This is a genomic window from Agrobacterium sp. V1 (genome assembly GCF_030518355.1).
In the GTDB taxonomy this organism is placed as follows: domain Bacteria; phylum Pseudomonadota; class Alphaproteobacteria; order Rhizobiales; family Rhizobiaceae; genus Agrobacterium; species Agrobacterium cucumeris.
This window is the reverse complement of the sequence record NZ_JAULSF010000002.1, coordinates 1179133-1200291: the sequence shown is the minus strand read 5'-3', so window position 1 is coordinate 1200291 and position 21159 is coordinate 1179133. Positions and strand designations below refer to the sequence as shown.

Genomic DNA, 21159 nt, shown 5'->3' with positions numbered 1-21159 from the left:
GAACTGAATGCGCAGTATCAAGACAGTTCATGTGATTTCCGCCCATGCGGAAGGTGAAGTGGGGGATGTGATCGTCGGCGGGGTGAAGCCGCCGCCGGGCGAAACGATCTGGGAACAGAGCCGCTTCATCGCCCGTGATGAGACGCTTCGCAACTTCGTGCTCAACGAGCCGCGCGGCGGCGTGTTCCGCCACGTCAATCTGCTGGTGCCGCCGAAACATCCTGACGCGGATGCCGCCTTCATCATCATGGAGCCGGAAGATACGCCGCCCATGTCCGGCTCCAATTCCATCTGCGTTTCCACAGTGCTTCTGGATGGCGGCATCGTACCGATGCAGGAGCCGGAAACCCATATGCTGCTGGAAGCGCCCGGCGGATTGGTGAAGGTGCGCGCCGAATGCCGTAACGGCAAGGCCGAGCGCATTTTCGTGCAGAACCTGCCGAGCTTTGCCGCAAAGCTCGATGTCGAGCTTGAGGTCGAAGGCCTCGGCAGGCTGAAGGTGGACACCGCCTATGGCGGCGACAGCTTCGTTATCGTGGATGCCGAAGCGATGGGTTTCAGCCTGAAGCCGGAAGAGGCGCATGAGATCGCCCGCCTCGGCGTGCGCATCACCAATGCCGCCAACAAGGCTTTGGGTTTCGACCATCCTGAAAACCCCGACTGGCGGCATTTTTCCTTCTGCCTCTTCGCCGGCAAGGTGGAGCGCACGACGGAAGGCCTCAGGGCAGGGGCGGCCGTCGCCATCCAGCCGGGCAAAGTGGACCGCTCGCCGACCGGCACGGCGCTTTCCGCCCGTATGGCCGTGCTGCATGCACGCGGCGAAATGAAGGAAGGCGAAACGCTGACGGCGGTGTCGCTGATCGGCTCGACCTTCACGGGCCGCATTCTCGGAACAACAACAGTTGGCGACCGCCCGGCCATCCTGCCGGAAATCTCCGGCCGCGGCTGGGTTACCGGCATCCACCAGCATATGCTTGATCCGTCCGATCCATGGCCGCAGGGGTATCGGCTGACGGATACCTGGGGTGCTCGGTAAGGGCGTCAAAGGTCACTCAGGTGGCATTTTGAGATATGCCGCGGCGGTGCGGCATTTTTCTTCTCCCCGCCGGGGAGAAGGTGGCCCGAAGGGTCGGATGAGGGGGCAACGTCGCCGGAATTCGGAGAGCTCGCCCCCTCATCCCGCTGTCGCGGACTTCTCCCCCTCGGGGAGAAGAAACAAGCAGCACCCGCTCATTCCAACAGGGCTAAAGCCTCACCGGCTCAACCGCCTTGTCGTCTCCCGCACGATCAGCTCGAACCCGACATCCACCCGCGCGCCTTCGGGAATGGCGGCATCCTTTTCCGGCTCCAATATCGAAAGCAGCAATTCGCCCGCCCTGCGGCCGATCATCTGGGCGTCGACCCGGATCGTTGAAATCGCCGGGTAACATTGGCGGCTGATATCGAAATCGCCGAAGCCGAGGATGGACACCTGATCGGGAACGGCAATGCCGCGGCGGTGACATTCCATCAGCGCACCGACGGCGGAAATATCGGAGACGGCGAAAATGCCTTCGACATCGGGCGCCTTTGCGAGCAGGGAGCCGAGCGTCTTTGCCCCGTGATCATAGGAGACCGGCGCGCTGCCTTCGCGGATGATGAGATCGTCGGAAATGCCGGCTTCGCGCAACGCTGCCGCAAACCCGACAAGGCGGCTTTCGCCGCGCCAGTCGTTTACGGCGCCGTCAGCCCGGGAGCCGAGTGCGCCTATGCGCTTTAAACCAAGCGATATCAGATATTTGGCGGCGTTTCTTCCCACTTCGTAGTTGGAGAAGCCAACCGCGTGGTCGATCGGGTGCTCCGGAACGTCCCATATTTCCACGATCGGAATGCCGGCGCGCATCAGAACTTCGCTCGCCATCTTGGTATGCACCGTGCCGGCGACGACGATGGCATCGGGACGGCGCTCCATCATGGTGCGGATGACGCGCTCCTCTTCCTGCAGGTCATACATCGTATAACCGATCAGCAACTGGTAGTCGGCCGCGCGCAGCGCCTTGGCCAGCCCCTGCGCGCTGTCGGCGAAGTTGGAGTTGGTGAGCGTCGGCAGGATGGCGGTGATGAAATTGGTGCGCCGGGAAGAGAGCGAACCGGCGATTCGATCCGGCACATAGCCAAGCTTCTCGATGGCCTTCATCACCTTCTGGCGTGTCTCTTCCGACACAAGGGCAGGATCGGCCAGCACCCGCGAAACGGTCATCTTGGAGACGCCCGCGAGTTTCGAGACGTCGCTCATGGTTGCTTTTTTTGACGTGACTAACGCTGCGGCCAAGGGCGTGCGCTCCACCAAAGCATGTCTCCCTAAATTCGAACCGTTTCAGGACAAGACATACACGAAGATATCAAGGGAAAGCACGCCGTATGATTGCAGATCAATGCGGCGTGCACCGGATTTATGCGACGCGGCTATAGACCAGATGGTAAAAACGTCCGTCGCACATGCTCATCATCTCATCCGTCAGTACCCGGCCTTCCAGCCGGACCGGCGAGACCAGCGCTTCCTCGACGGCTTCCATCGAAGGATAGTCGATTTCCTGCACCATGATGATTGAGGCTGCGTCCGGGTCGGTGCGCTCGGTGCGCATCACCCGCACGGCCTGCGCATTCGGCATGCGTTTCCAGACCGGCAGCAGTTTCTCCTCGACGATGCGGAAAAACTCCTCCTCCCGGCCGGGGTGGATCCTGCCTTCGAAAATTGCCGAGCGTGTATACATGGTTTCCTCCCGAATGAATGTCCGATGCAACAGTTCTGTAGATCGGACTTGCAATGATACCGATAACATGCATTATTGATCCTGCCAAGAACGTGAAACGGTGTCGACAAGAGGAAAATCGATAACCAGCCGAAATTGTTGAATTTTAAGGAAAATTCACATGGTTTCGGGCTTTCGCGGTTTCTTGGGAGGAGTTTTTTGTCAATCGCGGTGAAATGTTATCGAGAACATTTTTCGCTTTGTGCAAGATCGCTGTTCCGCTTTGGGCAGCCACTTAAAAGGTTGGAGGAGAAACCATGAGCATTTCAAGATTTCTGAAGAACGTGACCGTTGCCGTCGGTGTTGCCGCAGCAACGCTTGCCGCCAGCACATCCGCCCATGCTGTCTCGCTCAGCGAGATCACGGCGCGCGGCAAGGTCAAGATCGGTGTTCTGACCGGCGCTCCGCCGATGGGCATGGTGGATGAGAAGGGCAATCCTTCCGGTTATGATGTGGATGTCGCCAACCTCATCGGCACCTATCTGTCGCTGCCGGTTGAGCTTGTGCCGTTGACGCCGCCTGCGCGCATTCCGGCCCTTCAGACCGGCAAGGTCGACTTCCTTGTCGCAACGCTTGCGCCGACCGGCGAGCGCGCCAAGACCGTGATGTTCACGCAGCCTTACAGCGCCTTCAACATGGACATCATCTCGGGCAAGGACCAGAAGTTCGAAAATCTCGACAGCCTCAAGGGCAAGCGCGTTTCGGTCAATCGCGGCTCCTCGCAGGAAACCGCGCTGCGCAAGGCCAATGTCGAAGGCCTCGAAATCGTCGTTTACGAAGACGATTCCACCAGCGCCCAGGCACTGCTTGCCGGCCAGGTCGATGCCGTCGCCCTGCCGTCCACGGTTGGCGAAGCGATCATCAAACAGCGCCCGGAAGCCGGTCTGCAGGTTGGTTTCACCTTCTTCCAGCAGGGCAATTCCATGGCGACGAAGCTTGAGGATTTCGAGCTACGCCAGTGGCTGAACACCTCCATCTACCTCATGAAGATGTCGGGCGATCTCGACCGTATCTCGGTGAAGTGGACCGGTCGTCCGCTGCCGCAATTGCCAAGCTTCTGATTGAGCCTTTCAACGCGTTCGCCGGAGAAAAATTTCCGGCGGACCGGGAAATGTCAACGGAGTGACGCATGTCCTATACTTTTCAATTCGGCGCGCTCGCCCAGTATCAGAATGAAATTCTGAACGGCATATCGCTGACGATCAAGCTGTCGGTCCTCTCCATCGTGCTCGGCTGTGCTTTCGGCATTCTTTTGGCCTCGCTGCGCTCCATCAAGGGCGGCATCGTCCGCATCATCGTGGACGGCTATGTGGAGGTGATCCGTAACACGCCGTTCCTGGTGCAGCTTTTCATCGTCTATTTCGGCCTTCCGGGTCTCGGCTTTCGCGTCGGGGCGGATACCGCGGCGCTGATCGGCATGACGATCAATCTCGCTGCCTATTCGACGGAAATCATCCGCGCCGGCATCGAGGCGGTGCACAAGTCGCAGATCGAGGCGGGCGAAGCGCTTGGTTTCACCAGATACCAGATCTATCGCCACGTCATCATCGTGCCGGCCATCGCCAAGGTCTATCCATCGCTCTGCAGCCAGTTCGTGCTGATGATGCTGGCGTCGAGCATATGTTCGGCCATTTCCACCCACGAGCTTGCGGCTGCCGCAGCCTTCGTGGAATCGCAGACCTATCGCTCCTTCGAGGTCTATATCGTCGTCACGCTCATCTATCTGGCGCTGGCGCTCAGCCTGCGGCTTATCCTTGCCCTTATCGGCATGTGGCTGTTTGGTCGTCGTGTCGCCCGCAAGACGATGACCGCTTTGCCGGAGGTGCAGTCATGACTCTTCGAACTTTCGGCTGGAACGAATTCGGCTTCCTGCTGACCGCCCTGCAATGGACCGTGCTTTTGACGATCATTGCGCTTATCGGCGGTGGTATCGTCGGCTTTTTCATCGCTCTTGCCCGCACCTCGGATAACAGGCTGCTGCGCATTGCCGCCGGCACCTATATCCAGGTCATTCAGGGTATTCCGGTGCTGATGATCCTGTTCCTGTCCTATTATGGCCTCAGCCTTGCCGGACTGGAGCTGCCGCCGCTCATCGCCGCCGGCGCATCGATGACCATCTATACGTCAGGTTATCTCGCTGAAATCTGGCGCGGCTGCATCCAGGCGGTGCCGAAGCAGCAATGGGAAGCATCGGAATCGCTGGCGCTCACCCGCGCCCAGCAATATCGTTACGTCATCCTGCCGCAGGCGATCCGCATTTCCCTGCCGCCGACCGTCGGTTTTGCCGTTCAGGTCGTCAAGAATACGTCCATCGCATCGATCATCGGTTTCGTCGAACTGGCGAGAGCGGGGCAGCTCATCAACAATGCCACGTTCCAGCCGTTCCGCGTCTTCGTCGCGGTGGCCGTGCTTTATTTCATCGTCTGCTACCCGTTGTCCCAGCTGTCGCGTTGGCTGGAAAGGAGGCTTCATGCCGGAAGTAATCGTTGAAAACGTTCACAAGAGCTTTGGCGCTCTGGAAGTCCTCAAAGGCGTGTCGCTGAAGGTTGGTCGCGGTGAAGTCTTTGCCCTCATCGGCCGCTCGGGTTCGGGCAAGAGCACGCTGCTGCGCTGCATGAACGGGTTGGAGAAGATCAATTCGGGCCGCATCGAAATTGCCGGCCATGCGATTGGCGAAGATGCCAAGGCGCTGCGCAAGCTGCGCACCGACGTCGGCATCGTGTTCCAGAGCTACAATCTTTTCCCGCATCTGACGGTCGGTGAGAACATCATGCTCGCGCCACGCATCGTCAAGGACGTGGCGAAATCGGAAACCAGGGATATCGCCCGCGAGGTTCTGCAACTCGTCGGCCTGTCGGAGAAATTCGATTCCTATCCCGACCAACTGTCCGGCGGCCAGCAGCAGCGCGTGGCGATTGCCCGCTCGCTTGCCATGCGGCCGAAGGTGATGCTGTTCGACGAGGTGACCTCGGCGCTCGATCCTGAATTGACCGAGGAAGTGCTGACCGTCATGGAAAACCTCGCCAAGGGCGGCATGACCATGATCCTCGTGACCCACGAAATGGCTTTTGCACGCCGCGTGGCGACTGAAACCATCTTCATGCACAAGGGCAAGATCTGGGAGCAGGGCCGCTCGTCCGAACTCTTCGCCAATCCGCAAACGCCGGAACTCCGGCAATTCGTCAAGGCCGATGTGAAGTAGTTCACCGGCACAAAGGAAAGTCCATGACCACTGAAATCGTGCAACTGTGCCCGCTCATCCCGGCACTGGAACAGGAACTCGCTGAGCGCTTCACCGTGCACCGCCTGTTCGAAGCGGCAGACAAGGCGGCGTTCCTTGCTGAAAAGGGCGCTGCAGTCCGCGGCGTCGTCACCGGCGGCCATATCGGCCTGCCGGCAGATATTGGTGCTGCACTCCCCAATCTTGAAATCGTCGCCATTAACGGCGTCGGTTTCGACAAGGTCGATCTCACTGATGCCAAACGGCGCGGTTTCCGCGTTTCCAACACGCCTGACGTATTGACGGCGGATGTCGCTGACCTCGCGCTCGGTCTCGTTCTGGCGCAGGCGCGCAAGCTGCCGCAGGCAGATCAGCATGTGCGCACCGGGCAGTGGCTGAAGGGCGATATGGGGCTTTCCACCCGTGTGGCCGGCCGCCGTTACGGCATTTTCGGCCTTGGCCGCATCGGTCAGGCAATCGCAAAGCGGCTCGAAGGTTTTGACGCGCGGATTGCCTATACCGCCAGAAACCGCCGCGACGTCGCTTATGATTATCACGACAGCATTGAGGCGCTGGCTGCCAATTGCGACGTGCTGATCATCGCCGCCGCTGCCACCGCCGAAACGCGCCACATCGTCAATGCCGGTGTGTTGCAGGCGCTTGGGCCACAGGGTGTGCTCGTCAACGTGGCGCGCGGTTCGCTGGTGGATGAGAAGGCGCTGGTCGAGGCGCTTTCAAACGGCACGATCGGCGGCGCGGCGCTTGATGTCTTCGAGGATGAACCGCGTGTGCCGGAAGCGCTTTTCGCCTTCGACAACGTCACGCTTGCCCCACATGTCGGCAGCGGAACGCACCAGACGCGACGCGCCATGGCCGATCTCGTTCTTGCCAATCTCGACGCACATTTTGCCGGCAAGGAACTGCCGACTCCAGTGGTCTGACAGACCTCTATCGAAGCCTTTAATCTGACGGCGCGGCTTTTATCCGCGCCGTTTCGATTCGTGCTGTTGGCTGTTCCTCATTTAGCCTGCAAAAGGCAGCCATTTGCCCGTAATCCCGGCCTGTCGTTCATATTTATATAATATGTATAATCCTACTATTCTGCTTCCTTATAAAGCGATGAGGCGGAGAGGTGCGTTCCAAAGGCCCGAAGACACCCGAGCAGAACCGGATGTCGCGAGAAAAGCGCGACGCTACGCCATCTGCCCCTCCTGCAACGACTGAAAACGCCAATCCCTCCGACCGGCACGTACTTCTGGAAGCGATGATCAATCATGTGCCGGATTTCATCTATGCCAAGGATCTGGAGGGCCGTTTTCTTTTCGCCAATCGCGCCATCGTTACGGAAAACGGCTTTAAGAGCGTCGAGGAACTGATCGGCCTTACCGATTACGATATTCACGGCGACGCGGCGCGGCGCGCCGGCATTCCCGATACCGAAGCGCGGGTGATGCGCACCGGAGAGCCTGATCTTGGCTACGAGGAACCTGCCATGCGCGGCGATATCGACCGTTGGTTGATGATGTCGCGTGTGCCGCTGAAGGATGAGAGCGGCAAGATCATCGGTGTGGTTGGCGCTTCCAGGGATATCACCCAGAAAAAGGCCTCGGAAAGACTGCTTCAGGCGCAGGCGCGTATCCTGGAAATGATCGTCGCGGCGGCGCGGATCGAAGATTTTCTCGAGGAATTCGTCAAGGCCATTGAAAACCTTGCCACCGGGCTTGCCTGCGCTGTCAGGGTGTTCGAGGCGGCGGCGGGAGAACCGTCCGTTTATGTCTCTCCGGCACTGGTGTCGCATGCGGGCCTGACGGCGCTCATTTCCACCGTCAGCGATGCCGGCAAGCTTACCCATCCGCCCGACAGCACTGCTTTCAGTTTCGATATTCCCGCCAGCGAGGGTAAGGCGCATGGCTTTGTCTGGTGCGTGCTGGCGGGCCGCCAGGCGGATGCGGCGCTGGTCGAATTCATCGGGGCTGCCGCCCGCATGGCGGGACTGGCGATCGACCGAAAACGTGCCGCCGCGCATATCGCTTTTCTCGCCGACCACGACATGCTCACCCGGCTACCCAATCGCCGTTTTCTCGATACGCGGCTACCGAAAATATTGGCGGTGGCGGCAAAGGCAAAACGGCAGGTCGGCATCGGCTTTCTTGATCTCGATAATTTCAAGCAGATCAATGATACGCTTGGTCACAGCGTTGGCGACGCGCTGCTTTCGAGAACGGCGGAGCGCATCGCGCATAGCCTCAGCCGAAACGATCTCGTGCTGCGGGTGGGCGGCGACGAATTCGTCGTCATTCTGGAAAAGCAGAAACTCGGTTTCGAAGACCGTCTGCAGCGCATTCAGGCGGCGGTCTCGCAGCCGCTGCGCATCGGCAATTACGATATCAAGGTCACCTGCAGCATCGGCATGGCGTTTTTTCCAGAACACGGGGAAACCACGGCGGAAATCGTCGCTGCCGCCGATCTTGCCATGTATGAGGCCAAACATAACGGCCGGGATGGCATTGCCACCTTCACGCCGCGCATGGCGGACGATCTGAGAAAGAAGTTCACTCGCATCGAGGAGTTGCGCAAGGCGGTGGAGCGGGATGAGTTTGTTCTGCATTTCCAGCCGCAGGTTGACCTTCTCACCGGCCGTATCAGCGGGGTGGAGGCGCTGGTGCGCTGGCAGCACCCGGTGGAGGGTCTTTTGGCTCCATTGGAATTCATCGGTCTTGCTGAAGAAACCGGCCTCATCGTGGAGCTTGGGGAAAGCATTCTGAAAAAAGCCTGCCAGCAGGCGCAGGCTTGGATCGCGGCCGGCCTGTCGCCCATTAAAATGGCGGTCAATATTTCGCCCCGGCAGTTTCAGGGCGGGCTTGTGGAGCAGATCCAGTCGGCGCTGAAGGAAAGCGGTCTTTCGTCCTCGCTGCTCGAAATCGAAATTACCGAGACGCTTATCATCCAGGACGTCGAAACATCGGTGCGGATCATGCGCGCCATCAAGCAGATGGGCGTCAGTCTCGCATTGGACGATTTTGGCATCGGTTATTCCTGTCTCGGCATGCTCAAGACCTTTCCCCTGTCCTGCATGAAGATAGACCGTTCGTTTCTTACCCACCTGCCGGAAAAAACCAAGGACAGCGCCATCGTTTCGATCATGATCCAGCTTGCTGGGTCTCTGGATATCGACGTCATTGCCGAGGGTGTGGAGACCGGCGAGCAGGCGGCGTTTCTGCGCGCGGCCGGCTGTCCCTACGGGCAGGGTTATTATTTCAGCCGCCCGGTTCAGGCGGACGTGATTGAAGACATGCTGGCGAAGATGACGACATTCCCGACAGGCCCTGCCGGCCATCTGCAATAAACCGGCTATGAAGGCCCTGTTTTGACGGGCCTGTTGTGGGCGAGGCCGGAAGGGCTCCGGCAGTATTCCCGCGCCTCTTATTTCTATAACCCTCAACCTCCTTGTGATCGTACCGGGTCAAGATGGCGGACATCCGTCCTTTGCGGCGTGGTGTATTTATATTTTATGATCAATAAATTTATTATAATCGATTATTTTTATTAAGTAATGAATGCCGTTATTTGAAAATATAAAATGAAATTATTATATTTTGAAGTATTTATTTGTTGTAATTTTACTACTTAATATTGTTCTGTACTTTTATTGTATTTGTAATCTGCCGATTTGAATTGCGAGTCTCCTGCTATTTCTGTCATTTGCTGAATCAGCGCAGGGAAGCGGGCGGCAGGGAAAGACCAGCCCTCAGTTTTGCGCATTTGTTGAAAAATTTTTGACTGGAGATTACAAATGAACATCAAGAGCCTTCTTATCGGCTCCGCTGCAGCTCTCGCAGCAGTATCCGGCGCACAGGCCGCTGACGCTATCGTCGCTGCCGAGCCCGAGCCCATGGAATATGTTCGCGTCTGCGACGCTTTCGGCACCGGCTTCTTCTACATCCCCGGCACCGAAACCTGCCTGAAGTTCTCGGGTTACATCCGTTTCCAGACCAACGTGGGTCGGGATGCAGCCAGCCCGTCTGACTGGGATTCGACAACACGTGCCCAGTTCAACATCGACACCCGCACTGACACTGATCTCGGCGCTCTGCGTGGCTACATCGGCCTTCGTGGAAATGCTGACTCCGGCGTTGGCGGCGCGACTGCCGGTACGAGCGGTAACCTGGGTTCTGGCGTTTTCGTTGACCAGGCCTTCATTCAGCTTGGCGGCTTGACGGTTGGTAAGGTTTACAGCTGGTGGGACGAAGACCTTTCCGGCGAAACCGACGTATTGTCTTCCAACGCCCTGTTCAACTCTCTCCGCTATGTCTACGATGCCGGTTCCTTCTGGGCAGGCGTTTCGGTCGATGAACTCGAAGGCATCACTGTTTCGAGCTTCAATGAACGTGACAACAATATCGGTGTTGCTCTCGGCGCAGGCGCAAAGCTCGACAGCGTAACTCTGCAGCTCATCGGCAGCTATGACACCGATCGTGAAAACGGTGCGGTACGCTTGATGGCGACTGCCGACGTTGGCCCGGGCACGCTTGGTCTGGCCGGTGTTTGGGCATCCGGCGCAAATGCTTATTACAATGTCTCCGAATGGGCAGTTGCCGCAGAATACGCCATCAAGGCAACCGACAAGCTGAAGATCACCCCCGGCGCCCAGTTCTTCGGTGGTTACGGCCTCGCTTCCTGGGACGAATTCAAGGACGTCGATGCTTGGAAGGCCGGTGTGACGGTTGATTACAAGATCACCGATGGTTTCAACGCAAAGCTCACTGCAAACTACCTCGACGTCGACAACCAGCCTGAGGCTTGGACCGGCTTCCTTCGTCTGCAGCGTTCGTTCTAATAACTCGCATAACCAAAAAGCCTAAACCGGGTTAGACAACTCAGATCCACCCCGTTTCCGAACGGGTGAGTCACTAGCTCCAGTCAAAGTTCCTGACATGATGTCAGGTTTGCTCCCCGGACCCCTCCAGGCCGGGGAGTTTTTGTTTCTGTACGAGGTCTCCGGCAATTCACTTCCGCTATCGCAAGAATTCCGGCCCATTACCCTCTTCTTGGTCAGTAACGCCCTGTTGCCCGTGGGCAGCCGGCTCCGGTGGCCGGGGAGGGTCGACCGGTTCTTCAAAGGTCCGCAACAGGCGGCCCCAACCCGGATCGTGCATATGCGCTTCAAGACCGGCGCGGGCGGCGAGGGCCAGTGCTTCTTGCTGGCCGAAGTCAAGTGCTGCATCAACGTCGGTTGTCAGAACCCGGCCGTTTTCCATCAACATCCTGCCATCCACGAAGACGGTATCGACATCACTGCCCAGCACCTGATGCACCAGCCGGTGCACCGGCATCCACATCGGCATCAGATGCGGTTTGCGCATGTCGATAACGACGACGTCGGCCTTTTTGCCGATTTCCAGCGAGCCGATCTCGTCCTCCATGCCGATGGCATGGGCGGCGTCGATGGTGATCATTTCGAATATCTTGCCGGGCGGCAGCAGGTAACGATCATGGTTGTGCAGCAGATGCTGGGTAAATTGCGCCAGACGCGCCGTCTGCAACATGTCGAAATGACGGCTGGGGGCCGCGCCGTCGGTGGTGATGGCAACACGAATGCCTTTCGACATCATTTCCATGATCGGCGTCGCCCGGCCGGGCGGGGCGTGGGTAACCCGAGTTCCGGTTTCCGCCAGAATGTCGATCTCGTCATGCGAGATGCCCCAGCAATGCTGGAGATGGATATCAGGACCAAGCAGCGCATTTTCCTTGTCCTGATACGCCATGCGGATCTGTCCGGCAAAGGCGTCCGAATGCAGCCTGACGCCGGTTTTTCGTGCCGTTTCGCGGATCCGGCGCGCCTGCATCCGGTCATTTTCCGTCAGTTTCACTGCCTGATCGGGTGTCGAGGCATTGGAGGGCTCCACTGACGGAACGATGGTGAAAGGTGTGAGGAAGACGCTGATGCGGCCATCCGCCGTGCCGTGCAGGGCATCGATGGTTGCCTCGCTGCCTTCGATCATCTCTTCGAAGCTGATATGGCGGCGCTCCGGCGAACCGCTCTCCCATCGGGTGACTGGATGCGGCCATGGCAGGCCGGATGGGCCGACACAGATGATTTCGCGAAGGCCGATCTCCTCATAGGCGCGGGCATGGTTTATGGCGAAGACGGGATCGTCGGCGCGCGGCATCGAGGTGATGATGCTGGCGCCGGTCGTCACGCCGGCGCGTAACCGCTCAATGCCGGAGACTAGGCCGTCGGCGTACCAGTAATCGCGGGTGACATAATGATAATAGGTCGGCGTCACCACCTTCATCCACATGGCATTGGTATCGGCGGCAATGCTGCGGATGAGCGCATGCCCGGCATGGCCATGCGCATCGATCAGGCCGGGAATGATGAGTTTGCCCCGGCACTCGATGATCTGCTTGTCGGGGTGACGTGCGGCGAGTTCCCCGGCCGTGCCGATGTCAACGATGCGATCATCCTGAATGGCAAGGCCGCCATCCTCGATAATCCGTCTTTCCCGATCCACGGTGATGATCGTGCCATGCAGCAGCAGATAATTTCCCATTCGCCTTCTCCCATATGTTTGCAGTCGGTATCCAGAATTTCCAAATTTTGAATACGATAATTGTCAACAATATTATTGACAATAAGCCGCAGCAAAACAATACTCCGCTTGCTCAGCCGCCAGCCGGCTTTCCAACGACCTATAAAAAGGGGGGATCAAATGTCCCGAATTAGAAGTTTTGTCCTGGCCGCCATGGCCGCCGCCGCCATTGCCGCTCCCGCAAGTGCCGAGACCCTGCGCTGGGGTAGCCGCGCCGATCTTTATTCGCTCGATCCGTATTCGGTGCCTTCCACCTCCAACCTTGCTTTCCTCAATCACATCTATGAAGGGCTTGTCCGTTACGGACCGGACTTCAAGATCGAGCCGGCGCTGGCGACGGAGTGGAAACTCGTTGATGGAAAGACCTGGCGCTTCACCTTGCGCAAGGGTGTGAAGTTCCATGACGGCTCGGATTTCACCGCTGATGATGTGGTCGCTTCCTTCACGCGCGCTTCGGATGCCACCTCGCCATTGCGCGGCAATATTCCGGTCTTTGCCGGGGTGAAGAAGGTCGATGATTACACTGTCGATCTTGACGTCAGCGCACCGACCTCGCTTTTCCTGAACGACATCACCAATATCTTCATTTTCAACGCCAAGTGGTTGAAAGATAACAATAGCGAGAAGCCGACCGACTTCGCCTCCAAGGTCGATGGTTATACGACGATGCACACCAATGGCACCGGGCCGTTCAAGCTTGAAAGCCGCGTGCCTGATAGCAAGACTGTTCTCGTTGCCAACGAAGGCTGGTGGGATCAGAAAAAACACAATCTCGACCGTATCGAATTCGTCCCGATCGCTTCTGCCGCGACACGTGTTGCAGCGCTGCTTTCCGGCGAAATCGACCTGATCGATTCCGCGCCGATCCAGGATCTGCCGCGGCTTGAATCCTCAGCCAATATCACGGTGAAGAAGCGCACCGAACTGCGCACGCTGTTCATCGGTTTCAACCGTCGTGAAAAGCTGGAAGACGGTAAGCCCAACCCGTTTAATGACCTGCGCGTGCGTCAGGCATTTGAGGCGTCGCTTGATCGCGATCTCATCAACAAGAAGGTCATGCGCGGCCTTGCAAGACCTTCGGGCTCGCTCATCGCGCCTGAAATCGCCGGTTATGCCAAGTCGCTCGATACCTATGAGCCCGCCGATCCGGCAAAAGCGCAGAAGCTGCTTGCCGATGCGGGCATGAAGAACCTCGCTTTCACCTATACCTGCATGAATGATGAAAGCATCAATGAGGAAGATATCTGCTCCGGCGTTGCCAACATGCTGAAGCGCGGCGGTTTCCAGCCGACGATCGACATCGCCCCGCGCTCCGTGCAGTCGCCCAAGCGCAATGGCGGCAAGGCCGATGTCTTCAATCTCAGCTGGGCGAACGAGCCGACGCTCGATGCCTTCTCGTTCCTGTCGCAGATCCTGTCGACCCGCAAGGGTGCGATGGGCGTCTCCAATTATGGCGGCTGGTCGAACCCCGAGATCGACAAGCTGGTCGATCAGGCAGCGCAGGAACAGGACAACACCAAACGTCTGGCGCTTGAAGAAGCCGCGTTGAAAATCGCCAAGGATGAAACCATGCTTGTTCCGCTGCATCAGCAGCCCATTGCATGGGCCATGCTCGGAAAGGTCAAGAGCGTCGATTTCCGTGCCGATAACAAGCCGCGTCACTGGCTGACACAGCTCGACAAATAATGCAGGACGCTGGAAGGGCGTCGGCCTGTCGCCGAACGCCTTTCCAGCCTTTCCGGCGCAGTTCGCCTCAGCCGTTGAAACCGTGATGCTCGCGGACAGGGACGGCCGAAATGCGATCCTCCGCCGGTGCAATTGTCGACAATGTGACGGGTTCAGGCGCGCGGCATCGTCGCATCGTTGCGAAAGCTCTACCCTGTCTCTGGAAGAGAATGGTCGAACCTGGCACGCCTTGTGGCGCGGGTTCGCATCCGAGAGGTAACCATGCTGGTTTTCATCATCAAGCGTTTGGGAAATGCCGTGCTCGTCATGCTTTCCGTCGCGCTTATCGCATTTCTGATTTTCCGGCTCGCGGGTGATCCCGTTGAGCTGATGGTCGGCGAACAGACCTCGCAGGAGGATCGGGCGGCCCTGCGTGAGCGCCTCGGCCTCAATGACAGCCTGCCGACGCAATATCTGCGGTTTGTGAAAGATGCGGCAGAGGGCAATTTCGGCGTTTCCTATCGCAACGGCCAGCAGGTGCTGCCGCTGATAGCGGAGAGGTTTCCGGCAACGCTGGAGCTTGTTCTTGTCGCCACCGTCCTGTCGCTGGTCGTCGGTCTGCCGCTTGGAGTGCTGACGGCAATCAGGCGTGGCAGGTGGTATACGGAGGGCCTGCAGTTCCTGTCGATCGTCGGCGTCTCGCTGCCGAGTTTCGTCGTCGGCATTCTGCTCATTCTCGTCTTTTCGGTGTCCCTCGGCTGGGCGCCGGCCTTCGGTCGCGGAGATGTGGTGCAGATCGGCTGGTGGTCCACCGGGCTGCTGACCTCATCAGGGCGTGCGGCCATCATTTTGCCGGCCATCGCGCTTTCGCTTTATCAGATCACGCTCGTCATGCGTCTGGTTCGCGCCGAGATGCTGGAGGTGTTGCGCTCCGATTTCGTGAAGTTTGCGCGTGCCCGCGGCATACCCCGCTGGCGTATCTATTTCCGCCATGCACTTCGCAACTGTCTCATGCCTGTCGTGACGCTGACGACGATGAATGTCGGCTCGCTCATCGCCTTTGCGCTGATCACGGAAACGGTGTTTCAGTGGCCGGGCATGGGCATGCTGTTCATACAGGCGGTGACGTTTCTCGATATTCCCGTCATGGCGGCCTATCTCTGCATCATTTCCTTCATCTTCGTTGTTCTCAACACGTTCGTCGACATTGCCTATGCGGTGATCGATCCGCGTCTGCGCACCGCGCGTTAACCGAAGGGAGCCGGTTTCATGACAGACCTTCCACAAATGGCAAAACCTGCCCGCCGGTCGCTTTTCAGCCGCATGCGCGACAGCGATCTCTACTGGTCCTTCAGTCGCAGCAAATCGGCGAAGATCAGTGCGCTGGTCCTCTCGATCCTGATCCTCGCTGCCATATTCGCACCGCTGATTGCGCCCCAGAACCCCTATGACGGCGCTTCGCTGGACATGTGGAAGGCCGAGTTGCCGCCGGTGTGGCAGGAGGGCGGCGAATGGCCCTATCTGCTCGGCACCGATACGCAGGGGCGGGACATGCTCTCCGCCATTCTTTACGGCACCCGCATATCGATCGTCATCGGTGTCGCCTCCGTGGCGCTGTCGCTGGTCATCGGCATGACGGCCGGGCTGGTCGCGGGTTATTTCGGCGGCTTTGCCGATAATCTCCTGATGCGGATCGGCGATATCACGCTCTCCATCCCGACAATTCTGGTGGCTATCCTCGTCTCGACGGTGGTGCGGCAGATGTTGCCGGACAGTCTGCGCGAGGTGGGGGCATCCGCCGTGCTCATTTTCGCCATCGCCCTTTCCGCCTGGGTGCAATATGCGCGCACCGTGCGTGCCCAGGCCATCGTCGAAACCGGCAAGGATTATGTGCAGGCGGCCAAACTCATCGGCGTTCCCGCCCGTCGCATCATGGCCAACCATATCCTGCCCAATACGCTCACACCGATCATGGTTGCCGCCACGCTCAATTTCGGCATGGCGATCCTAACCGAAGCGACGCTGTCCTTCCTCGGCATCGGCATGCCGCCCAGCCAGCCTTCGCTCGGAACGCTGATCCGCATCGGCAACCAGTTCCTGTTCTCGGGTTCGTGGTGGATCGTATTGTTTCCCGTTTTCCAGCTCTGTCTGCTCGTCGTTACCGTCAACCTTCTGGGTGACTGGCTGCGCGATGCGCTCAATCCGAAACTGAGGTGAGTTCCATGCACGATCTTCTGCTCCGCAACATCAGGCCCATGGCGGGCGATACCTGCGACATTCTGATCAGGCAGGGAAAGATAGCCGATTTCGGAAAGTTTGAGGCCGAGCCGGGCATGCCGGTCGAGGAGGGGAATGGCGCGATTGCCGTTCCAGGCCTTATCGATGCCCATACCCATCTCGACAAGACGACATGGGGCATGCCCTGGCATGTCAATAATCGCGCCGCGATCCTGCGCCAGCGGATCGACTTTGAACGCGAAAACCGGACACAGATCGGCATCGATCCGCACCGCCAGTCCATGCGCCACGCCATCGGCCTTGCGGCCAACGGCGGCACACATATTCGCAGCCACGTGGATATTGACCCGACCCATGGCCTGGCGCTTGTGGAGGGCATCTGGGAGACCCGCGAGAAGCTGAAGGGCATCATCGACATCGAAGTCGTCGCCTTCCCGCAATCCGGCGTCATGGTCATGCCCGGCACCGTGGAACTTCTGGACGAGGCCTTGAAACAGGGCTGCGAAGTGCTTGGCGGCATCGATCCCTGCGGCATCGACCGCGATCCGAAAGGCCAGCTGGATATTCTCTTTGCGCTTGCGGTCAAGCATGGCGTGCCTATCGACATCCATCTGCATGAGGCTGCCGATCTCGGCGCCTTCACCATGGAGCTGATCTTCGAGCGTATCCGGGCCAATGGCATGGAAGGCAAGGTTGCGATCAGCCATGCCTTTGCACTTGGAATGAATGATTACCTGCGGGTCGGCAAGCTGATCGAAGAGATTGCAAGGCTCGACGTGGCGATCCTGACGACCGGTGCGCCTTCGGCAAACGTGCCGTCGATCATGCGGCTGAAGGAAGCGGGCGTGCGTGTCGGCGGCGGTTGCGACGGCATTCGCGATACCTGGGGGCCATGGGGTCAGCCGGACATGCTCGACCGGGCGAAAATCATCGGCATGAAGAACGGCCTGCGCTCGGATATCGAGCTTGCCCATGTGCTGCATGTGGTCTCGCAGGGCGGAGCCGATGTCATGGGGCTTGGTGATTACGGCCTGCGGCAAGGCTGCGCCGCGGATTTCACACTGCTTACGGGCGAAACGCTTGCCCATGCCGTTGTCGATATCGCGCCCCGGCCGCTCGTGGTCAAAGGCGGCCGCGTTACCGCCAGAAACGGCAAAGCCATCGTGGAGGCGCCGTGATGAGTGCCGCTTTACAATCTCTCGCGCTTGGCGAACGGCCGTCGGGCCGCACGCTGCTTACCGCAAGCTGGGTTGTCGGACACAAGGACGGATCGCACCGGCTCTTGAAAAACGGCGAGGTGGTCTTTGAGAATGGTGAGATTCTTTTCGTCGGGCACGGTTTTCCCGGCGAGGTCGCCCGTCGCGCCGATTTCGGCAACGCCCTCATCAGCCCCGGCCTGATCGATCTCGACGCGCTTTCCGATCTCGATACGACGATCCTGGGGATCGATCACTATCCCGGCTGGGCCAAGGGCCGCGTCTGGCCGCGATCCTATGTCGAGGCCGGTCCTTACGAGATGTATTCCGAGGAGGAACTGGCCTTCCAGAAGCGTTTCGCTTTCGGCCAGCTGCTTCTCAACGGCATCACCACGGCAGCACCCATCGCTTCCCTGTTTTACCGGCAATGGGGCGAAACCGTCGCCGAATTCGAGGCTGCGGCCGATGCTGCCGGCGAACTTGGCCTGCGCGTCTATCTCAGCCCCGCATACCGCTCCGGCGGCATGGTGCTGGAAGAGCCGGGACGCATGGTGCCTGTCTTTGACGAAGAGCGCGGCTTTCAGGGGCTGAAGGATGCGGTGTCCTTCATCGAAAGACAGAGCGGACGGCATGGTGATCTCGTGCGCGGCATGCTCGCGCCGGATCGGGTCGAGACATCGACACTCGCCCTGTTGCAAAGAACCGATGCGGCCGCGCGTGATCTTGGATGCAAGTTCCGTCTGCACATGGCGCAGGGCACGATGGAGGTCGATACCGTCCGCAGCCTTCATGGCTCCACGGCGCCCGTGTGGCTGGCCAAGGCCGGCCTCCTCAGCGACCGCCTTGTCGCGCCGCACGCCACCAATGCGACGGACGAGGATCTGGCGCTCTACGCTGAAAATGGCGTTTCCATTGTCCACTGTCCGCTGGTGTCGGCCAGAGGCGGCAGCAAGCTGTCGTCGTTTTCGTCGTGCCGGCAGCGTGGCATCAACATCGCGATGGGCACGGACACGGCGCCGGCCGACATGCTGATGAACCTTCTGGTTGGGCTCATCACCTGCCGCATCAGTGATGGCGTGCCCGACAGGGTTCGTTCGGCCGATCTGTTCGACGCCGCCACGATCGGTGGCGCAAGGGCACTGGGCCGTGCCGATCTCGGACATCTCTCAAAGGGTGCCCGCGCCGATATCGCGGTCTTCGATCTCGATGATACCGTCATGGCCCCGAGCGTCGATCCGATTACGACCATCGTTACCGGCGGTTCGGGCAAGATCACGCGTGCGGTCTTCGTTGATGGCCGCCTGTCGATGCGCTCAAGGCAGGTCGCGAATATCGACATGGAGCAAGCCCGCGTTCAGGCGCAGGCGCAGTTCGATGGGCTGATCGCGAAATATCCCGAACGAAGCTGGGCCAACCCGCCCGTTTCGGAAATTTTCCCCCCGAGCTACCCGGTGGAGGTTGACGCCAATGGATAACATGAACCAGTCGGTTATCGACGTTCGCAATCTGAAAGTCGAGTTTCCGGGCCGCAGAGGCACGGTGACCGCCCTTTCGGATGTCAGCCTGTCGATCCGCCCCGGCGAAATCCTCGGTGTTGTCGGCGAATCCGGTGCCGGAAAATCCATGACCGGACTTGCGATACAGGGCTTGCTGGAAAAACCCGGCCGCATCGCCGAGGGCGAGATATGGCTCGGGTCGCGGCGTATCGACAAGTTGGACGACAGGGCGATGGAGAGCATTCGCGGCCGCGAGATCGGTGCGATCTTTCAGGATCCGCTTACCTCGCTCAACCCGCTCTTTACGGTTGGCGCACAGCTGGTCGAAACCATCCGCCAGCATCTGCCGCTCTCCAGGAAAGAAGCGCGGGGGCGGGCGGTTCAACTCCTGAAAGATGTCGGCATTCCGTCTCCGGAAGACCGCGTCGATCATTATCCGCATCAGTTCTCCGGCGGCATGCGCCAGCGTGTCGTCATCGCATTGGCGCTGGCGGCCTCGCCAAAGCTCATCATTGCCGACGAGCCGACCACGGCGCTTGACGTATCCATTCAGGCGCAGATCATTTCGCTGCTGCGCAGGCTGTGCAAGGAGAAGCAGACGGCCGTCATGCTGGTCACGCATGATATGGGTGTCATCGCCGAAGCCGCCGACCGCGTTGCCGTGCTTTATGCCGGCAGGTTGATCGAGGTCGGGCCGGTCGAGCAGGTTCTGCATGCCCCGAAACATCCCTATACGCAGGGCCTGATGGCCTCCATCCCATCGCTCGGCGCGCGGGTGGAGCGGCTCAACCAGATCGACGGGGCGATGCCGCGTCTTGATGCGATCCCGCCGGGCTGCGCCTTCAATCCGCGCTGTGGCTTTGCCGGCCCCCGCTGTCTTCGCGAGCGCCCGGAACTGGAAACGCAGGGCAACAGCGCAAGCGCCTGCTGGATGAATGCAGGAGGAACCGCATGAAAACCTCGGTGACAAAAACACCCGCACTGACGGTGAAGGGTCTGACCAAGACCTTCGATGTGTCCGCCCCGTGGCTCAACCGCGTCATCGAGCGCAAGCCCCGTCAGTTCGTGCAGGCCGTCAACGACATCGATTTCACGGTGCCAGCCGGTGGCTGTCTCAGCATTGTCGGCGAAAGCGGCTGCGGCAAGTCCACCGTCGCGCGGCTGGTGACAGGGCTGTTCCGTCCAAGCGCCGGTGACTTTCGTTTTGCCAAAGGGCGGAAAGACGCACCGCTTTCAGCGCAGATGATCTTTCAGGATCCCTATGCCTCGCTCAATCCGCGCTGGCGGGTGAAGAACATCATCGCAGAGCCGATCCGCGAGCTGAAACTGCGCGCCACCCGTGCAGAGACAATGGAGCGGGTGGAGGAACTGCTGCGAACGGTCGGCCTCTCTGCCTCCGACGGCGAGAAATTCCCGCATGAATTTTCCGGCGGCCAGCGCCAGCGCATTTCGATTGCCCGCGCCCTGGCAAGCGAGCCGGAGTTTCTGGTCTGCGACGAACCGACATCCGCGCTTGATGTATCGGTGCAGGCGCAGGTGCTGAACCTGATGCGGCGGCTGCAGGACGAGCTGGGGCTGACTTATCTGTTCATCAGCCATGATATGAGCGTGGTTCGCCACATGTCAGACCGTATCGCTGTGATGTATCTCGGCCGCATCGTGGAGGAGGGCGATACGGAGGAGCTGTTCGCCCGCCCGCGTCACCCCTATACGCAGCTTCTGCTGCAGACCATTCCCAATATCGAGGCCCCGCGCCGCGACCGGGAACTGGTGGCAGGCGAAGTCCCAAGCCCGCTCAGGCCGCCCTCGGGCTGCACCTTCCATCCGCGCTGCCCGCTTGCAACGGCGCGCTGTTCGGCGGAAGTGCCGCAGGTGCGCACGCTTGCCGGCGGCACACGCGTTGCATGTCATCTGGTGGAGGATGAAGAGGTGTTGATGCAGGAACGGGAGCGCGCCTGA

Annotated in this window: 18 protein-coding genes; 15 read left to right on the top strand and 3 right to left on the bottom strand. The window is 59.4% G+C overall.

Translation table 11 applies throughout. The annotated features are described in order from the left end of the window. The first annotated feature begins 7 nt into the window (after positions 1 to 7). A complete protein-coding gene (locus QSV77_RS19430; protein WP_302734726.1) occupies positions 8 to 1036 on the top strand; it encodes a proline racemase family protein in 1029 nt (342 codons plus the stop codon). Between the two features lie 216 nt (positions 1037 to 1252). On the opposite strand, the gene QSV77_RS19425 is transcribed toward QSV77_RS19430, so the two are convergent. Both QSV77_RS19425 and QSV77_RS19420 read right to left on the bottom strand, forming a co-directional pair. Continuing rightward, entirely contained in the window at positions 1253 to 2275 is a 1023-nt protein-coding gene (locus QSV77_RS19425) for a LacI family DNA-binding transcriptional regulator (RefSeq protein ID WP_302734725.1), read from the bottom strand. Positions 2276 to 2432: 157 nt separating this feature from the next. Continuing rightward, positions 2433 to 2753, bottom strand: coding sequence for a hypothetical protein (locus QSV77_RS19420; RefSeq protein ID WP_003505663.1), 321 nt, complete (start codon positions 2751 to 2753; stop codon positions 2433 to 2435). 296 nt (positions 2754 to 3049) lie between these two features. On the opposite strand from QSV77_RS19420, the gene QSV77_RS19415 reads away from it, so the two are divergent. The 7 genes from QSV77_RS19415 (at position 3050) to QSV77_RS19385 (ending at position 10849) form a co-directional block, all read left to right on the top strand. After that, a complete protein-coding gene (locus tag QSV77_RS19415) occupies positions 3050 to 3853 on the top strand; it encodes a transporter substrate-binding domain-containing protein (protein ID WP_142841962.1) in 804 nt (267 codons plus the stop codon). A 68-nt stretch (positions 3854 to 3921) separates the two neighbouring features. Then, positions 3922 to 4626, top strand: a complete 705-nt coding sequence (locus QSV77_RS19410; protein WP_302734724.1) for an amino acid ABC transporter permease — start codon at positions 3922 to 3924, stop codon at positions 4624 to 4626. Further along, positions 4623 to 5282 carry an amino acid ABC transporter permease gene (locus tag QSV77_RS19405; protein ID WP_302734723.1) on the top strand — a complete coding sequence of 220 codons (660 nt, stop codon included), beginning with the start codon at positions 4623 to 4625 and terminating at the stop codon, positions 5280 to 5282. Before QSV77_RS19410 ends, QSV77_RS19405 begins: the two co-directional genes overlap by 4 nt. Continuing rightward, positions 5263 to 5994: an amino acid ABC transporter ATP-binding protein gene (locus tag QSV77_RS19400; RefSeq protein ID WP_302734722.1), complete on the top strand. Its 732-nt coding sequence runs from the start codon at positions 5263 to 5265 to the stop codon at positions 5992 to 5994. Before QSV77_RS19405 ends, QSV77_RS19400 begins: the two co-directional genes overlap by 20 nt. A 23-nt stretch (positions 5995 to 6017) precedes the next feature. Next, complete coding sequence (locus QSV77_RS19395) at positions 6018 to 6953, top strand: 2-hydroxyacid dehydrogenase (protein WP_302734721.1); 936 nt, start codon at positions 6018 to 6020, stop codon at positions 6951 to 6953. Positions 6954 to 7183: 230 nt separating this feature from the next. Then, positions 7184 to 9358 (top strand): bifunctional diguanylate cyclase/phosphodiesterase, encoded by a 2175-nt coding sequence (locus QSV77_RS19390; protein ID WP_302734720.1) that lies wholly within the window; start codon positions 7184 to 7186, stop codon positions 9356 to 9358. Positions 9359 to 9805: 447 nt separating this feature from the next. Then, positions 9806 to 10849: a porin gene (locus tag QSV77_RS19385; RefSeq protein ID WP_142841966.1), complete on the top strand. Its 1044-nt coding sequence runs from the start codon at positions 9806 to 9808 to the stop codon at positions 10847 to 10849. A 178-nt stretch (positions 10850 to 11027) separates the two neighbouring features. Here the strand turns inward: QSV77_RS19385 and QSV77_RS19380 are convergent, their stop codons facing one another. Next, a complete protein-coding gene (locus QSV77_RS19380; RefSeq protein ID WP_302734719.1) occupies positions 11028 to 12566 on the bottom strand; it encodes an amidohydrolase family protein in 1539 nt (512 codons plus the stop codon). 159 nt (positions 12567 to 12725) lie between these two features. On the opposite strand from QSV77_RS19380, the gene QSV77_RS19375 reads away from it, so the two are divergent. The 7 genes from QSV77_RS19375 to QSV77_RS19345 all read left to right on the top strand — a co-directional run bounded on the left by QSV77_RS19375 (position 12726) and on the right by QSV77_RS19345 (position 21159). Next, positions 12726 to 14291: an ABC transporter substrate-binding protein gene (locus QSV77_RS19375; RefSeq protein ID WP_302734718.1), complete on the top strand. Its 1566-nt coding sequence runs from the start codon at positions 12726 to 12728 to the stop codon at positions 14289 to 14291. A 261-nt stretch (positions 14292 to 14552) separates the two neighbouring features. Then, on the top strand, positions 14553 to 15521 hold the full coding sequence (locus QSV77_RS19370; protein WP_110759553.1) for an ABC transporter permease: 969 nt from the start codon (positions 14553 to 14555) through the stop codon (positions 15519 to 15521). Positions 15522 to 15539: 18 nt separating this feature from the next. Further along, positions 15540 to 16487, top strand: a complete 948-nt coding sequence (locus QSV77_RS19365; protein ID WP_110759555.1) for an ABC transporter permease — start codon at positions 15540 to 15542, stop codon at positions 16485 to 16487. Between the two features lie 5 nt (positions 16488 to 16492). Next, a complete protein-coding gene (locus QSV77_RS19360) occupies positions 16493 to 17686 on the top strand; it encodes an amidohydrolase family protein (protein ID WP_302734717.1) in 1194 nt (397 codons plus the stop codon). Beyond that, positions 17686 to 19179 carry an amidohydrolase family protein gene (locus QSV77_RS19355; protein WP_302734716.1) on the top strand — a complete coding sequence of 498 codons (1494 nt, stop codon included), beginning with the start codon at positions 17686 to 17688 and terminating at the stop codon, positions 19177 to 19179. Before QSV77_RS19360 ends, QSV77_RS19355 begins: the two co-directional genes overlap by 1 nt. Further along, positions 19172 to 20155 carry an ABC transporter ATP-binding protein gene (locus tag QSV77_RS19350; protein ID WP_174029989.1) on the top strand — a complete coding sequence of 328 codons (984 nt, stop codon included), beginning with the start codon at positions 19172 to 19174 and terminating at the stop codon, positions 20153 to 20155. The genes QSV77_RS19355 and QSV77_RS19350 overlap by 8 nt, the downstream gene beginning before the upstream one ends. Continuing rightward, positions 20152 to 21159, top strand: a complete 1008-nt coding sequence (locus tag QSV77_RS19345; protein WP_302734715.1) for an ABC transporter ATP-binding protein — start codon at positions 20152 to 20154, stop codon at positions 21157 to 21159. Before QSV77_RS19350 ends, QSV77_RS19345 begins: the two co-directional genes overlap by 4 nt.

Excerpts from the sequence above, each read along its gene's own strand:
- QSV77_RS19375 (WP_302734718.1), top strand. The coding sequence starts at position 12,726 with ATGTCCCGAATTAGAAGTTTTGTCCTGGCCGCCATGGCCGCCGCCGCC.
- QSV77_RS19425 (WP_302734725.1), bottom strand. The coding sequence starts at position 2,275 with ATGAGCGACGTCTCGAAACTCGCGGGCGTCTCCAAGATGACCGTTTCG.
- QSV77_RS19400 (WP_302734722.1), top strand. The coding sequence starts at position 5,263 with ATGCCGGAAGTAATCGTTGAAAACGTTCACAAGAGCTTTGGCGCTCTG.
- QSV77_RS19390 (WP_302734720.1), top strand. The coding sequence starts at position 7,184 with ATGTCGCGAGAAAAGCGCGACGCTACGCCATCTGCCCCTCCTGCAACG.
- QSV77_RS19350 (WP_174029989.1), top strand. The coding sequence starts at position 19,172 with ATGGATAACATGAACCAGTCGGTTATCGACGTTCGCAATCTGAAAGTC.
- QSV77_RS19380 (WP_302734719.1), bottom strand. The coding sequence starts at position 12,566 with ATGGGAAATTATCTGCTGCTGCATGGCACGATCATCACCGTGGATCGG.
- QSV77_RS19420 (WP_003505663.1), bottom strand. The coding sequence starts at position 2,753 with ATGTATACACGCTCGGCAATTTTCGAAGGCAGGATCCACCCCGGCCGG.
- QSV77_RS19415 (WP_142841962.1), top strand. The coding sequence starts at position 3,050 with ATGAGCATTTCAAGATTTCTGAAGAACGTGACCGTTGCCGTCGGTGTT.
- QSV77_RS19365 (WP_110759555.1), top strand. The coding sequence starts at position 15,540 with ATGACAGACCTTCCACAAATGGCAAAACCTGCCCGCCGGTCGCTTTTC.
- QSV77_RS19430 (WP_302734726.1), top strand. The coding sequence starts at position 8 with ATGCGCAGTATCAAGACAGTTCATGTGATTTCCGCCCATGCGGAAGGT.
- QSV77_RS19370 (WP_110759553.1), top strand. The coding sequence starts at position 14,553 with ATGCTGGTTTTCATCATCAAGCGTTTGGGAAATGCCGTGCTCGTCATG.
- QSV77_RS19385 (WP_142841966.1), top strand. The coding sequence starts at position 9,806 with ATGAACATCAAGAGCCTTCTTATCGGCTCCGCTGCAGCTCTCGCAGCA.
- QSV77_RS19345 (WP_302734715.1), top strand. The coding sequence starts at position 20,152 with ATGAAAACCTCGGTGACAAAAACACCCGCACTGACGGTGAAGGGTCTG.
- QSV77_RS19355 (WP_302734716.1), top strand. The coding sequence starts at position 17,686 with ATGAGTGCCGCTTTACAATCTCTCGCGCTTGGCGAACGGCCGTCGGGC.
- QSV77_RS19410 (WP_302734724.1), top strand. The coding sequence starts at position 3,922 with ATGTCCTATACTTTTCAATTCGGCGCGCTCGCCCAGTATCAGAATGAA.
- QSV77_RS19405 (WP_302734723.1), top strand. The coding sequence starts at position 4,623 with ATGACTCTTCGAACTTTCGGCTGGAACGAATTCGGCTTCCTGCTGACC.
- QSV77_RS19395 (WP_302734721.1), top strand. The coding sequence starts at position 6,018 with ATGACCACTGAAATCGTGCAACTGTGCCCGCTCATCCCGGCACTGGAA.
- QSV77_RS19360 (WP_302734717.1), top strand. The coding sequence starts at position 16,493 with ATGCACGATCTTCTGCTCCGCAACATCAGGCCCATGGCGGGCGATACC.